At 32.9% G+C, this 14,944-nt stretch carries 13 protein-coding genes; 7 read left to right on the forward strand and 6 right to left on the reverse strand.

The features are described 5' to 3' along the window. Positions 1-21: 21 nt before the first annotated feature. Together AAGU07_RS01875 and AAGU07_RS01880 are read right to left on the reverse strand one after the other, a co-directional pair. Positions 22-693 (reverse strand): glycosyltransferase family 2 protein, encoded by a 672-nt coding sequence (locus tag AAGU07_RS01875; RefSeq protein WP_342457524.1) that lies wholly within the window; start codon positions 691-693, stop codon positions 22-24. 186 nt (positions 694-879) lie between these two features. Further along, positions 880-1,413 (reverse strand): hypothetical protein, encoded by a 534-nt coding sequence (locus tag AAGU07_RS01880; RefSeq protein WP_342457525.1) that lies wholly within the window; start codon positions 1,411-1,413, stop codon positions 880-882. Between the two features lie 1,113 nt (positions 1,414-2,526). On the opposite strand from AAGU07_RS01880, the gene AAGU07_RS01885 reads away from it, so the two are divergent. The 3 genes from AAGU07_RS01885 (at position 2,527) to AAGU07_RS01895 (ending at position 4,355) form a co-directional block, all read left to right on the forward strand. Continuing rightward, complete coding sequence (locus AAGU07_RS01885) at positions 2,527-2,763, forward strand: hypothetical protein (protein WP_342457526.1); 237 nt, start codon at positions 2,527-2,529, stop codon at positions 2,761-2,763. 12 nt (positions 2,764-2,775) lie between these two features. Further along, complete coding sequence (locus tag AAGU07_RS01890; RefSeq protein ID WP_342457527.1) at positions 2,776-3,396, forward strand: hypothetical protein; 621 nt, start codon at positions 2,776-2,778, stop codon at positions 3,394-3,396. A 350-nt stretch (positions 3,397-3,746) separates the two neighbouring features. Beyond that, positions 3,747-4,355: a hypothetical protein gene (locus tag AAGU07_RS01895; protein ID WP_342457528.1), complete on the forward strand. Its 609-nt coding sequence runs from the start codon at positions 3,747-3,749 to the stop codon at positions 4,353-4,355. Positions 4,356-4,454: 99 nt separating this feature from the next. On the opposite strand, the gene AAGU07_RS01900 is transcribed toward AAGU07_RS01895, so the two are convergent. Continuing rightward, on the reverse strand, positions 4,455-6,215 hold the full coding sequence (locus AAGU07_RS01900) for an MFS transporter (protein WP_342457529.1): 1,761 nt from the start codon (positions 6,213-6,215) through the stop codon (positions 4,455-4,457). A 151-nt stretch (positions 6,216-6,366) separates the two neighbouring features. Then, complete coding sequence (locus AAGU07_RS01905; RefSeq protein WP_342457530.1) at positions 6,367-6,630, reverse strand: AbrB/MazE/SpoVT family DNA-binding domain-containing protein; 264 nt, start codon at positions 6,628-6,630, stop codon at positions 6,367-6,369. A gap of 717 nt (positions 6,631-7,347) precedes the next feature. On the opposite strand from AAGU07_RS01905, the gene AAGU07_RS01910 reads away from it, so the two are divergent. The 4 genes from AAGU07_RS01910 (at position 7,348) to AAGU07_RS01925 (ending at position 10,321) form a co-directional block, all read left to right on the forward strand. Then, positions 7,348-7,803, forward strand: coding sequence for an Hsp20/alpha crystallin family protein (locus tag AAGU07_RS01910; protein WP_342457531.1), 456 nt, complete (start codon positions 7,348-7,350; stop codon positions 7,801-7,803). Between the two features lie 389 nt (positions 7,804-8,192). Further along, positions 8,193-8,645: a hypothetical protein gene (locus tag AAGU07_RS01915; protein WP_342457532.1), complete on the forward strand. Its 453-nt coding sequence runs from the start codon at positions 8,193-8,195 to the stop codon at positions 8,643-8,645. Position 8,646: 1 nt separating this feature from the next. Continuing rightward, positions 8,647-9,147, forward strand: coding sequence for a metal-dependent hydrolase (locus AAGU07_RS01920; protein WP_342457533.1), 501 nt, complete (start codon positions 8,647-8,649; stop codon positions 9,145-9,147). Positions 9,148-9,313: 166 nt separating this feature from the next. Further along, complete coding sequence (locus tag AAGU07_RS01925) at positions 9,314-10,321, forward strand: heparan-alpha-glucosaminide N-acetyltransferase domain-containing protein (protein WP_342457534.1); 1,008 nt, start codon at positions 9,314-9,316, stop codon at positions 10,319-10,321. Between the two features lie 557 nt (positions 10,322-10,878). On the opposite strand, the gene AAGU07_RS01930 is transcribed toward AAGU07_RS01925, so the two are convergent. Both AAGU07_RS01930 and AAGU07_RS01935 read right to left on the reverse strand, forming a co-directional pair. Next, positions 10,879-12,261, reverse strand: coding sequence for a UDP-glucose/GDP-mannose dehydrogenase family protein (locus AAGU07_RS01930; protein ID WP_342457535.1), 1,383 nt, complete (start codon positions 12,259-12,261; stop codon positions 10,879-10,881). Positions 12,262-12,384: 123 nt separating this feature from the next. Beyond that, the gene (locus AAGU07_RS01935; protein ID WP_342457536.1) at positions 12,385-14,805 is read right to left on the reverse strand and encodes a right-handed parallel beta-helix repeat-containing protein; all 2,421 of its coding nucleotides are present in this window, start codon (positions 14,803-14,805) and stop codon (positions 12,385-12,387) included. Positions 14,806-14,944 lie beyond the last annotated feature (139 nt).

The following is a 14,944-nucleotide window of genomic DNA, read 5'->3' on the forward strand; positions in this document are numbered from 1 at the left end:
TAAAACTGCATTATACCACAGTTAACTCCTGTAATATAATAATGTCCTGAATATTCTCCATCCATCCTTTACTGAGTTCAATTTTGGTTCATCTATCCTACAGTTATAATTAATGGGGACTTCAAAAACTCTGAAATCTCCTTTAGAAACCTTTGCAAGCATTTCTGCCTCTAATTCAAATCCATTAGAATCGATACCCGTCTGTAACAGATATTCTATAACTTCTCTTTTAAAAGCCCAGTATCCTGTACAGACATCGGATATGTTAATATAAAATAAACTTGCAACGAAACTAAGGATATGATTACCAACTAAATTAAGTTTACTAATAGAACCATCTTTTCTTTCACCATTCAACCTAGATCCGAGAACTAAATCCGCTTTATCTTCTATTAATCGTTTTATGAGATTTGAAGCGTCTTTAGGATCATATGTATTATCTGCATCCATCATTACAACATAATCCGAATTAACTTTCTCAAAACCTTTTCTTATTGCATTACCTTTTCCCTGCTTTTTTTCGTTAATTACTGTTACACCAGCTTTCTTTGCAATTTCGGGAGTTTTATCCTCCGAATTATTATCAACTACTAAGATCTTCGAATTTGAATATAATATTTTGATATTATTCAAAAGAGTCCCAATTGATTTTTCTTCATTATATGCAGGAATTAAAAATGTTACATCTTCCATTACGTTCTCCCCTTATTTTTGAAATTTCGTATTACTCCATTCATCGAATTTCTATAATTCCTTGAACGCTTTTTTTAATCCTCCACACTTTCAAATAATCAATATATCCAAGGGAATATTCTTTGATCACCTATTTTAACTCTGTTTCATTGTTAAATTCTGCAATTCTTTCAATACTACCTCTAATTATTTAGAAGATAGCCGCATACTCATTTTAACCGTTAAACTCCAGCAAATTACTTGGGCAAATTCCCTTATTTTTTCAATGAATGAAAATAATCTTATTTTTGAATCTAATTTCATACAAGGTACACAATTAACATCATAATATCCATTAAGCATATTTAGTGCGTTTAACGCAGGATATAGCCCCATATTGTTCAATATAAATTTTATTGTCTTTAAAACCTCTATTTGGAGCGTATCATCATCTGCAGCCACACAAAAGAAATTTAGAATCATGTTTCTGTATTCTTCAAACAATTTACCGCATTTAACATTTAAAAATTGGACAATTACAACAGAAAACTGGTATAAATTGCAAAAATAGTTATTATGAAGTTCTTGAAGCATTTTCGTAATATAAAAATAAATATAAAATTTATAATCTATTGCTATCTTTTCTGAATTTAATTCAGCTAATCCAGAAGAAAGATTAGTTATTCCATAACCCTTTACTTTCAGTACTGGCATAGCTTCATTTTCATTTAACATATTCATGGGATTCATTCTCCAGATAGTCTAAAATATACTATAAAATTTGAACTGTACATTTTATTGATAATAATATTCTTATTATAAGTACTATTTAATACTAACTATTATTATATTAATAATAAAAAGAATAGGTGAACTTTAACCACCATATGATAAAAATTGATAATTTACCTGTTATAAATTAAAGATAGCAGTAAAAACCCAAAAAATATCCATTAAAGAAAGAATAATGTTCCTAAAAACAAGATTTGTAAATAAATTAAAAAACAGATACCAAAAAGCGCTGCATTAAATTATTTAAGGCAATTAAAATAATTAATGAAATTAATATCAAAAATTAAGGACATCTCAAAAAAATAGTTTTGAAATATGCATACTCCACTTTATTAATAAACTTCCATAGTTTACAGTATATTTCAAAAGGGTAATAAAATATCTTAATATTTCACAACAATTATTATAATCATTCTAAACAAATTTGTTTTCTATAGAAGTCTAAAAGGATATTAAAAGACAAATATAATCAAATAAATTATAATATAATTGTTTAATTAAAGGACCTCGAAATGAGAATATTAATTTATCGTTCCATACACTGCTTCTAAAAAGGGTAAAAATCAATAATGGATTTTTTTATTGTATAAACTCTCGGGACATATTAGTAATTCATATAAAATCCTCAAAAAAGTAACCATTAATAAGGTCATATATTTGCCATGTTGAAACATTTTCTACTCCTTTTTAAACCATAACTCAACATGTAAAAAAATTAAAAATTAGAGAATTAATAATATCAAATCATCGAAAATATAAAATAACTTAAAAATGGTACTAGTTCTATAATAAATACATTGTAATACTTAATAATTTTATTAATGCTTATAACAGTTTTTATAGTTTTATTATTTTGAAGCATGTTAACTTTAATTAATTTAGATTCATGTATCCTATTAATACCATTTTATTAAATAGATAGGTTAATAGAATTTTTAAACTTGTTCATACCTATTGAACAATTCTAAAATATAAATAAAATATTATGACAGTACCAAATTAATACCAAACTTTATAAGGATGTAATAATAAATAAATGTATTGTAATAACGGAGGTGTTATATGATATCAACCGTAACAACTACCACGACAGCAGTGACCTTGACACAGGTCATGACTTACAGCATAATAGCAGTGATAGCACTAATAGCATTTCTAGCATTTAAAGAAATTCTAAGCACAGAAGCACGCAAAAATGAGCGAATACGAACATTTATCGAAGGAGCCAACGTTGCAATAGTTCCATTACTGATGGTATTTGTATCTATTGTAGGCTACAAAGTGGTGACAGTTATTTAGGAGGTATTTTGTATGGATAAAAAAATCGTATTAGGCATAATCTTAATGGTTGCCGTAGTAATGGGCGGAATTGCATACGCAAATATCCCCCAAACTGGATCCCAACAAAGTACACCTGTATCTGGAAACGCCACTAATGTCGCATTTCAAAACAATGCAACATCATGGAAACACGTAGTAGCGGCATTTGACGTGACCAAAATCGATGGAACTAAGAAAAAAGTCTATTCTGATCTATGGATTAAACCAAAAGGAACTGCAAATGTAGATTTAAGCCGTGCCTTGGGCTATGGAAATCAGGCCCTCCCTAAAGGAACTAAAATAAAAATGAATACATACAAAGACCCTAATGTCCCTGTGTCCCAACTCCCTAATGGAATTACAGATAGTAGAATAACCACAACCGCAGATCCAACCTTAGGAGGGCAATTTTTAGCCTCAATCACAGCAATAAGTAGTTCAAGAAAGATAATAACCAGTAGCACATCACTCATTATACAAGTGAAAATTATCATTATAAAAGTGATAATATCAGGACCACTTTGTGTAAACACTGGAGGATCAATCATTACTCTACCATCAAATGGGAACAGCCAGATAATCAGAGGATCATGGTTACGTCTTCTCATCTAAACCAGAACATGAAATAACTAAAAATATAAAAAAACCAAAATCAGATAAAAATGAATTTATCCCAATAGATTGTTAATCTCCTCAAACACTACCAAAAACTCTCAAAATCAAACATTATTTGCATTCATTCAATTAAAAGACATATGCACAAGCAAAAACTCATGTTTTTGCTTTGAAACTCCATAATTTCTAAATTCCGTAATTGAATGGCAAAAATCTTTGATTTTTTGCAGTGGGGATATACTTTACAGATTTTAGTGTTTGAGGGCTTGTTTTATTTGAAAAGTCAATTTAAAACAAAGTCAACTATACAAAAAAAGAAAATTTAAAATGGATGCCTGAGTGATATAATGACAAAAAGAAAACTATACGTGCTCGTTGCAGTTGTTATATCTGGATTTTTAGTTTTGGGAATTGGAAGCAGTGCCCTTGAAGGTTTTTTATTTGATCAAATACCCTATAATTACACGTCTTACCTCTCAATCCCTTCAAATTCACCGGATGCAGCTTCTATCGATGGTTATTATAAATTATACGGAAAGGGGCGTGATTTTAATTTCCACATAGTACTTCCCGGAGCTGAAGGCCAAGAAAGTCCCCTTGATTATACCGCAGATGGGCTTAACGGCACTGGTAAAATAAATGATATAAGTATAACTTACGGCACTATTGCATCGCTTTTATCAGGTAATTTTAAAAATGCCCTTTTCAACACAAAAATCGATGGCAATTACACCATGGCATGTGCTGCATGGACTGGCTACGGCAATTTCACAAATAACGGCCAGAATTTCTTAGGAAACTTCAAAATAGACGGAGTAATGACAGACTGGGAAGGAACATTCCATTTAGTCCCTGAAAATAATCAAATAAGCTTAAAAACAGAGTACATATATTATCCACACGGCAATAAGACTTCTGAGAATACTAAAGAAGTTAAAAAAATTTATTATTTGTAGCTACTTTGTTATACATTCCATAACTGAACAATATTTACAAAAAAAGAGATTTAAGAGAAATTAAAGCACTTAAATTTCTCAATATTTATTTTTAAAAAACTATTTTTCCCCAATATCATTTACATCTGGCTCCCGGCCGGAATTAGACTCCATATCAACTACCTGCATCTTATGCACATAATTGGCTCCACGGAGCCCGGATAATACGGCCCCTATAGCACAGAATGCTGCACCGATATAAAATGACATTCTAAGAGCTGGCATAAATGCCTCTGCAAGTGTTTGCGGGAACCATGTAGTACCTGTAAGCACTGTCAAAGTTCCTTGAGGTATGGAAGAGACAAATTGAGTTGGTAAAGCACTGAGTATTGTACTTACAGGGTTAAAGCCCAGGAATGCTGAAAACAGAGCACCTGTTGGTGGAATACTGCTTAAAACTGGAGCTAACTGTGCTGCGCCAATACTTGCCAGTGAAGAAGTCATAGCACCAGGGAACTTCTGAGTGATTCCAACAATAACTATGGTGAAGAACATAGCCATACTTGCTGTAAATGCAGTCATTATCACCGTTGTTATCATACCAGAGGCAACTCCCCTGTCCTTTGGTGATACAGAATTCATTATGGATGCAGTGTTTGGTGAACTGAACATTCCCTGTCCTATACCCATCATGAATATTGCTGCGCCAAATTCAAGGTAACTGAAGTCGTATGGAAGTGCTGCAAGTACCAAAAATGCAGTTGCTGAAATAACCATCCCCAGAGTTGCAATCCACCTTGGGCCGTATTTATCAGAGAGCATTCCCGAGATAGGTCCCATTACTACAACTCCTAAAGTAAGAGGCAGCATGTACACACCAGCCCAGAACGGAGTTGATTCATAGCTGTATCCATGAAGAGGCAGCCATATACCCTGTAAAAGGATAATGAGCATGAACATCATTCCACCCCTACCCATAGCATTCAGGAAACCGGCTATATTAGCATAGCTGAACATCTTTATTTTGAAGAGGTCCATTCTAAACATTGGGTTTTCGGAACGATTTTCAATGAATGGGAACACTGCAAGCAGTACAAATCCTATAATCATTGATACAATTACCCATGGATTATGCCAGCCCATAGCGTCATTACCATAAGGCATTAAACCGTAGGTTATTCCAATTAATATGCTGGTTATTGATGCAACAAAGACTATATTACCTACAATATCGATTTTTGTATTCGGATCCCTGTATGATATCTCCTTAAGTTTAAGGAATGACCAGATGGTACCCAATAGTCCAAATGGCACGCTGACCAGGAAAACAAATCTCCAGTCATAGATTGCAAGGATACCACCAAGCAGCAGTCCAATAAACTGTCCTGACATGAAGGCAACCATGTTGATACCTAATGCTTTACCTCTCTCGCTGACAGGGAAAGCATCTGTTAATAACGCCGAACCATTCGCCATTAAAAATGCAGCGCCTATTGCCTGGATAATTCTGAATGCAATAATCTCTATAGCCCCAATGTCACCTGTTCCTGGAGTTAAATAGAGAAGGATAGAGCCCACTGTAAATATTAAAAATCCGATCTTAAACAGCTTTACCCTGCCATAAATATCCGACAAACGCCCGAAACCAAGCATTAATGTTGCTGTTACAAGACCATATCCCATTAGTATCCACAGGAGATACTGGAATGAATTGAGCGGGTCAATATGAATGCCATTGAAAATGGCAGGTAGTGAAATTAAAGTTATACTTCCGTTAATTGAGCTCATTAATCCCGACATTATAACGTTGATCATTACAACCCATTTATAATCGAGCCCACGTTTTTTTCCTATACTTTTGCCTGAAACTGTACTGTTCAACTGATCACCTGTTAATTAAATGAAATAGCATCTTCTCTCAAGTTAATATTTATTTAAAACACGTTTAAGATGCTGTATTACGTACAATTAAGTTTAATACGTTTTATTTAAATGTTGATTTATTATTAAAATAGAATTTTAAAATTATAACCTATTCATCGTTTTTATTATTTATATCTCCATCATTTTTATTTTCAACTATTTGAAAGGCAATATCTTTCATTATATCTGCTTTTGCAAGCAGATCTTCTGCTTTAATGATTAAGACTCCTTTGCCTTCAAGTCCCCTCACAACTAGAGTATCTCCGCTTTGTATATCGAATAAATCCCTAATATCTTTGGGAATTACGATTTGACCCCGTTCACCTACTTTAGCCGTGCTGAGAACACATTTTCTGTTACTTTTATGATTCATTTTTAACCACTTAAAAATTCATGTAAATCATATTTATCGTACTTATCACATTTATGCGATAAATTATATTTAAATGTATTGAAGTGAAAATTATACAAGCTAATGTATATACTTCAAATAAAAATATTCCTGCTTAATTGAACCTATAAGGTAAATATAATTATCAAATATTAAAAAAGACCGCTTAAAATAATATTTTATTTAAACAGCTGATTTTTACCTATTAAAATGGTTTTTAAGACGTAATATGGAAAATGACGATATGTCCCCTTCAATTATTACCTAGATCCCTATAAATCCTTAAAATAAAATTTTATAGTTATATCTAAAAACAGGACCGATAAAGGACCATAATACTTAGATAACAATTAAGGCTCTGTTTAAAAGATTAGTTTTATTGATATATAAATCTATCGGCTGTCCGATACTTGTAAAATTAACCTGAAAATTTGAGATTATTTTATTTTCCAACCTAATTTAGTCTTGATTACGGTAATAACAAGGCATAAATGCCTGAAAATCATTATAAATACCGTTTTTCATTAAGTAAAACCGTACATCCAGGTTATATATCCTAACTTTTACGATCTATAAATATCTAAGTTCTAAAGGTTAATCCTAATTATAAAACCATATCTTCCTACCATCCACCTAGAAGTAAATATTTATAGTTTACAAACCAAATATAATACTGACTCAAAAAATGAGGCCGATAAAATGCATGATAGAAGATATAGAAAAAGGACTATTTTAGATAGGAAAGGTTTAATTGAAAGAATGCTTGAAGACACATCCCGAACAATCGACAGTATGAAGCAGGACCTTGAAAGGTCAGTTGTTGATTATACATTCGTCCCTGGGAAGGATATAATCGAAACTGACGAAAGTGTAATCGTTCACGTGGACTTACCAGGTATCAATAAAGAAGATATCGAATTAAACCTGACTGAGACCAAATTAAAAGTTAAAGCAGAATTCAATATTGAACTTGAAGTGGAACATGGAAATTACATAACACTCCATGATAGGAAATCCGGTGTCATGAGGAGGACTGTAAGGTTCCCTAAAAAGGTGATACCTAATGAAGCAGAAGCTACCTTCGAACACGGTGTTTTAACTGTTGAAGCTCCAAAATTAGAGAGAGAAGAAAGTTTCAGCGTGAAAATTAAATAACAAAAGAATTTAATTTTACTATTTTTTATTTTTATTTCAAGAACAAATCAATATAATACTCAAAACATACTATTTCTCAATTAACTATCCCAAACTTAATCATTATTTGCTATTAATTCAGATTATGCGATTAATTCATGAAAATGTACATAAATGACATGGCCAGTATACATGTGGCTGTCTATTTATGGTAATTTCTCAATAGATCTAATTTTGATATCTGGTTTTGAAAATAGGAGATTTATTTCGTTATATCGATGTATAGCGAACAAAGTGAAAATTGTATCAAAAATTGTTTTTTTTTTGGAAGTAATTATTCACAAAGATAATTTTTATACATATCTGTTAAAATAGTAATACCTATTAATCATGAAAATTAATTAATAGTTATGGATCTTAAACGGATTGCCACGGTGTTATTATTAGCATTTATTTTACTGAGTTTGTGTTTCTATTACCATAATTATTATAATGATAACCTAAAATATCCATCTACAGCAGCCATTGAATCACACTACCCTGAAGGCTCGCTAGTATACATCACTGGAAGTGTAACCAAGCCAACTAATAATGGTTTTTGTCTTAGAGACGGCAATAACCTGGATATAATTTACAATGTAACATCCAGTAAAAAGGTTCAACCAATAGACTATATACAGCTGCTCGGGATACTGGGACATAATTATACTATAAACAGCACTGAAGTATATGTTGAAACAAACCACGGCTATGAACTTATAATATTCAGGTCTGCACTTGCTTTAATTGTCTTTATATTCATATTTTTCTGGTACTGGAAGTTTGACTTCAAAAGGTTCGAATTTTTGAGGAGGAGACAGTAAAATGCCGGACTGGATTACACACCTGCTGGCTGCATGGATACTGTGCACGATCCTGAGCTTTAAATACAAAGAGATTAACCCTGCTTATACCGTGGTGTGCATGGCAGGGGCTCTGATTCCTGACCTGTTTAAAATAACGATACCCCTGGGATTTATGGGTATAAAAGTGGAAAATTTTTTAATGCCAGTTCACCTACCGATAGGTTCCCTAATTATTGCAGGCATATTCACCCTCTTTTTTAAAGAAAAGAAAAAATTAGTCCTGTCGCTTTTAGTGCTCGGGGTCGCAACCCACTACACACTTGACCTGCTCCTCATTAATTTAAATGGAGGTATGGTAATGCTGTTCCCATTGTCATGGAACTCATGGACCCTTAACATTATACCCGACGACGATTTAAATATCACCATACTTACAGTAGGGCTTGCTATGGTTGTTTACTTTGTTTCTGTCTGGTTTAAAAAGAGAATTAATGTAAATAAAACATTAACTACAAAATAGGGCATTAAATACCGAACTGGACTAATAGATTTATTAATTATATTTTATATTAGATGCATGATAAAGAATTGAAGAAAATTTTCACATAAAAATAGAAATCTTTATTATGATAATTTACCAATTTAGTATTATGGAATTAATAAACAATAAAATTCCAAAACGATTTATGTCTCTAGATATTGCAAGGGGAATTGCAGTCCTTTTAATGGTAGAAGCCCATATTAGATTTATTGTGCCAATTTTGTCAGAATGGGCATATTTATTTGCAGCACCCTCATTTATTTTTATATCTGGAGTAAGTTATCAATTATTAATCCAGTCAAGGCAAAATAAAGTAAGATCCTCCATTTACTTAGAAGTGCTCTGGAGAGCGGTGTTATTATTCTTATTAACAGCTGCAGTGACGTTAATAGGGAACTTATTCCTTGCAAGGGATGTATCCATATTTATTGGTGATATATTTCTAATAATAGCAGTTGGTTACATTATAGGACTACTCATTAAAAATAGCATCAAACTAAAAGTAACTGCAATCATCCTAATTTATTTATTGACATTTATAATTACCAACTACCATATCCAGTCGCTATTATTTTTAACTGGAAGTATACAAATATTACCTGGAGTTTGTTATTTTATTGTCGGCCAGATTGCATTTGAAGCCTACAAAAACAGGAATTTAAATTTAAAAACCAGTAACAAATTTTTAGCATATTCAGCAGTATTTATGGTACTAAATTTAGGAATATTATATTTAATTCCATATAATTTTACAATTCAAGGACGTGACTTTTTCTTAGAGTTTTTAACCATATCAAGCATTACAACTTTTATTACATTCTTACTTTTAAGAGTCATAGATATTGAAGGCAGGTTTAACAAAATATTTAAGCCTGTAAGAAACTTAGGAAGAATATCTTTAACCGGGTACTACGTTTCTTATGTTAGTTTTGTTGTAACAGGTTTTTTTGTTTTAAAAACAAATCCAATTATCCTCAACCTGAGTTTTTTCATTTTTGCAGTAACAGCTTTAATATTACTTGAGAAATTATGGAGACCGCATAAATATATTTTAGGCTTTGAATGGCTTTTAAGAAAAGGAACTAATATTGGAGTAAAATTTACAGAAAAAATAGGGGAAATTCAACTCCCTATAAAAAATAGGAGAGTCTAGATTTTTATTAATATTTCACTAAATTAACAGCTTCTTTTTAATAATTTTCCATTTAAAGGTCATTTTACCATAAAAGTAAAAACAATCGAGTTTACAATGCTGTAAAAGATCTAAAGCATAAATAAAACACGGAATAACACATATCCATTTGCATGGACGGCTATGGCGTAAAAGTGGAGAATTTCTAATACCCATGCACCTGCCGGCGGGTTCATAAATTATAGCATCGATATCACTCTGTTTTTCAAAAAAAATTAGTCTTATTGCTTTTAGATTTGGAGTTGCAACCCATTATGCACTTAATTTACTCTTAACAAATTTAAACGGAAGCATAGTCATTTCATGGAATTCATGGACTTAACGTTATACTTGACGATGACTGGCATATCACATGTTGCAGTGGTTGTTTATTTTGCCTGGTTTAAAAAGAAAAGTAATGCAAAATAAGACCTAACTATGAAATATTATATCAGAATTGATTAAATAGAGAATAAAATTACTATTAAACACATCTCAGATCTCATTAATATCATGATAAAGAACTAAAGAAATCTTATTCATACATTTTCAACATTAGAACCATTCCCTATAATATATTCAAAGCTTTCTTCTTTACTTGCAGACTTTACAGGAACCCTTCCAATGCCATAATATTCAAACCCATTATATTCCATGATTTCAGGATCAAATATATTTCTACCATCGACTATAATCGGTAAAGTCATCAATTTTTTCATTTTATCCAATTCTACATCTTTAAATTCATCCCATTCTGTAATAACTAAAAGTACATCCGCATTTATTAAAGTGTCATATTTGTCTTCGAAATATTTGATTTGACTGTTTTCAGGCACTACTCTTTTAAAATTATCCTTTGCTTCTGGATCATATAATCTCAAGTAAGCACCAGAGTCCCTTAAACTAGTAACTATATCCAATGACGGTGTTTCTCGTATATCATCAGTATTAGGTTTGAAAGATAATCCCCATACTGCTATTTTTTTATTTTTAGTTATCCACAAAATGTCCTCTACTTTTTTTACAAAATGTTTTCTTCTATTTTTATTTATCTTTTCAGTTTCTTTAAGAAGGCTAAAATTAATTCCATAAGTCTCAGCTATGTTAATAAATGCCTTGACATCCTTTGGAAGACAGGACCCTCCATAACCAATGCCTGCATTTAAAAAATCTCTTCCGATTCGGTTATCTGCACCAATAGCATCTGCAACCCCATTAATATCTACACTTGTTTTCTCACATAGATCCGCAAGCAGGTTAATATATGAAATTTTTAGGGCTAAAAACGAATTAGAAGCATATTTAATAATTTCTGCAGCTGCAATCTCAGTAACAAACAAAGTACTGCCGTTATCTGTAAATGGTTTATATAATTCACATAATAAGTTCTCTGCACGTTTACTTTCAACGCCTACAACAATTCTATCAGGATTCATAAAGTCACAAACAGCAAAGCCCTCCCTTAAAAATTCAGGATTAGATGCTATATCATACTCCAAATCTTTTCGCGCATATCTTCCTATCGTTCGTTTAATTAGTTTATGTGTATTAACAGGAACAGTAGATTTTTCTATTATAAGTTTATAAGAATCCATTTTTGCCGCAATTTGCCTTGATACTTCTTCAACTTGAGACATATCCGCTTTTCCAGTTTCATTTTCAGGAGTACCAACACAAATAAATATTATATCACTGAAATCTACTCCTTCCATCATTTTATTTGTAAATTTTATTCTGCCCTCTCCAAGATTCTTTTGAAGCATTTCCTGTAAATATGGTTCATATATGGGTGCTAAGCCCTGTTTAAGTTCAGCAAGTTTATTTGAGCTCTTTTTAACGCACAGCACTTCATTACCAAGATCAGCTAGACAAACTGCTGTAACCAACCCTACATATCCTGCACCAATGACTGTAATTTTCATTGCATTTTCCTCCAGTTCAAACAATTCACTAACTAAATTTAAATCTGAAAATTATACTCACGACGAAAAGTTTAATTTAACTCCAAAAAAATAAAAAAAAGGATTTAGATATGTGCTAAATTTCTAGGATACAATTTTTACGGTGTCTGTCGCTTTTGGTCTTGTTGTATAACCCGTCTGACAGGCGGATGCAGTGCTGGTTATAGTTTTACCTGCTATTATGCTGTTAACACGCACAGTATAAGTAAGTACTACATCTCCCCCACTAGAAACATTGCCTAAACTGTCCCAAGCTATGGTTTTTGCAGTGCTATTGTAAACCCCACCAGCAGAACATGACACAAAGTCAAATCCACAACTTAAAGGTAGAATTTGGGCACTAACATTTTCAGCGTCGTCAGGACCTGCATTATGAATGGTTACTGTATAAGTAATTAAATCACCGACATGAGCCTGCCCCCCAGTCGTATTATCCGCCAAAGTCATGCTTAAAACCGATTTTTTCACATAAATGCTGTCAGTTCCTGTTGTATACGCCCTAGTAGCAGCATTTTGCTGGTATACATTAACTGGCACATTTTTACCTGCACCGTTGATATTTACAAGCACTGTAAATGTTTTAACTAAGTCAGCGCCAGGAGCTATAGTTCCAAGGTTATTCCAGATAATACTTCTACTCGATGTGTCATAAACTCCGCCATCACTGGAAACATAGGTCAATCCAAAGTTTAATGGCATTACTTTAAGCCAAACATTCTCCGCATTATCAGGGCCTGCATTATGCAGTGTTATCGTATATGTTACATAATCACCAACGTTAACCTTTCCACCATTTGTATTATCAGTTACTGAAACAGCGACTGGTGATTTGTTAATATACAGCGGATTACTTGTTATTGTACTGCTTCCAGGATACTCAGTATGATTTTCACTGGCAACAGGTGCTAAACATTGACCTGCACCAACATTACAAGCTTGCACTTCAAAAGTTTTAATAATATCTGCTGTATTGCCTATTGTCCCTATAACCCATGTAATAGTCCTTGTAGTTGAATTCCATGTTCCATCTGGACTAGAATACCATGCTAAACCTAAAGGCAGAACAGTGGTAAGTACAACATTATGTGCATCTTGAGGGCCAGCATTATGCAAAGTCAAAGTATACTTTATTATATCATAAGGATTGACATTAGAATTAGTGGCGTTGTTAGTTATTGTCATGCCAATATTGGCAACCACCGCATTAATCACCACATTCACAGGAACTGTAACGCCGTCTACTGTAACAGAGATTGGTGCTGTTACCTGTGTTGGGGTGTATGCATTGGCATGGAATGTAGAAGTTGCTTTACCGTTTGTTGTAGAAGCTGGACTGTCCACAGTTCCATAAAATGAATTTACAGAATAAGTAGCACCCATTCCATTTGGAACATAGCCGCCAGTAGGCTGCACATTATTTGAGTTCCATGTTAAATCTGCTGTAATCTGAGATGTCTGATAGTTGTTAATTGTACCTGGTGATGCAGTTGCCCTGAGTTTTATATACGGACTGGCATCAAGTGTAGTTAATGTACCTTCATCACAAGTATCGGTTCCAACTGCAGATCCAGTAGTTGGGCCAGTATTTTTACCCCACCAGTTGTTTTCTGCATTAAGGGTTCCTATCCCTGATATAAGATATATGCCGTGCACTCTATTATTTAATATTCTGTTGAAATTTATTGTAGGAAATCCACTTATTATCCCTACTACTCTAATACCAGACGCACCGTTATTTGTAATGCTGTTACTTAAGGCTTTACCAACTCCTTTACTAAAGTAAATACCATTATTGCTGTTGTAGCTAATTTCATTACCTTGAATTGTAGCTGTTGCATGATTCGATGCAGAAGCGCTTTCTACAGCAACCCCATTATCCCTGTTATTCGTAATAGTGTTACTTTTTACTGTACCTGTTCCTGATCTAACATCTACTCCATTGGCATTGTTTGTAATAGTGTTGCCTGTAATTGTACTGGTACCTGCTGTTGAAATACCATCATGAGTGTTGGCATTAACGACGTTATTTGTGATGGTGGATGTTCCGCCATTGGTATAAATACCATTGTAGTTGCCTGTTATAATGTTATTTAAGATAGTAGCGGTGTAAGTATTTGCAACGTAGATTCCTGATGAACCAACGTTAGAATGAGCTGTTGTACCTGTTGCACCTGTTATTGTAAATCCGCTGATAATTGGATTGTTGGCATTCACTGCAAAAGTATCACCATTTGTATTTGAAGCCTTTACAGTAACATTTCCATTTGTTGAAAAGTTAAGATTTGCTTTATTTATATTCACGTTTTCGTTGTAGGTATAAGCTGCACCGCTGTTATCATAGACAATAATTTTGTCTCCAGAATTTGCAGCGTTTATCGCTGATTGAATTGTAGAATAAGTATGTCCGGGTCCAACTTCGAGTGTCGCTGCCGACACTGTTCCGCTGATAGCGAGTATGGAAATTATTGAAAATAGCAGCAAAGCTACTTTTTTCATATTTTGCATTCTTTTTCACCTCCATATGCCCATTACAGAAAATTCACTTTAATTAAAATAAATTTTCCATAATAATGTATAATAATGTATTAACAGGAAGTATAAAAACTTAATGGTTCAATTTTGTGACTTTTTTCACAGTAAAAAC

Source organism: Methanobacterium sp. (genome assembly GCF_038562635.1).
In the GTDB taxonomy this organism is placed as follows: Archaea; Methanobacteriota; Methanobacteria; order Methanobacteriales; family Methanobacteriaceae; genus Methanobacterium_D.

Bases quoted from the DNA above. Each gene is read 5' to 3' on its own strand.
- AAGU07_RS01890 (WP_342457527.1), top strand. From the start codon at position 2,776: ATGGATAAAAAAATCGTATTAGGCATAATCTTAATGGTTGCCGTAGTA.
- AAGU07_RS01885 (WP_342457526.1), top strand. From the start codon at position 2,527: ATGATATCAACCGTAACAACTACCACGACAGCAGTGACCTTGACACAG.
- AAGU07_RS01895 (WP_342457528.1), top strand. From the start codon at position 3,747: ATGACAAAAAGAAAACTATACGTGCTCGTTGCAGTTGTTATATCTGGA.
- AAGU07_RS01915 (WP_342457532.1), top strand. From the start codon at position 8,193: ATGGATCTTAAACGGATTGCCACGGTGTTATTATTAGCATTTATTTTA.
- AAGU07_RS01910 (WP_342457531.1), top strand. From the start codon at position 7,348: ATGCATGATAGAAGATATAGAAAAAGGACTATTTTAGATAGGAAAGGT.
- AAGU07_RS01880 (WP_342457525.1), bottom strand. From the start codon at position 1,413: ATGAATATGTTAAATGAAAATGAAGCTATGCCAGTACTGAAAGTAAAG.
- AAGU07_RS01930 (WP_342457535.1), bottom strand. From the start codon at position 12,261: ATGAAAATTACAGTCATTGGTGCAGGATATGTAGGGTTGGTTACAGCA.
- AAGU07_RS01935 (WP_342457536.1), bottom strand. From the start codon at position 14,805: ATGCAAAATATGAAAAAAGTAGCTTTGCTGCTATTTTCAATAATTTCC.
- AAGU07_RS01875 (WP_342457524.1), bottom strand. From the start codon at position 693: ATGGAAGATGTAACATTTTTAATTCCTGCATATAATGAAGAAAAATCA.
- AAGU07_RS01905 (WP_342457530.1), bottom strand. From the start codon at position 6,630: ATGAATCATAAAAGTAACAGAAAATGTGTTCTCAGCACGGCTAAAGTA.
- AAGU07_RS01920 (WP_342457533.1), top strand. From the start codon at position 8,647: ATGCCGGACTGGATTACACACCTGCTGGCTGCATGGATACTGTGCACG.
- AAGU07_RS01925 (WP_342457534.1), top strand. From the start codon at position 9,314: ATGTCTCTAGATATTGCAAGGGGAATTGCAGTCCTTTTAATGGTAGAA.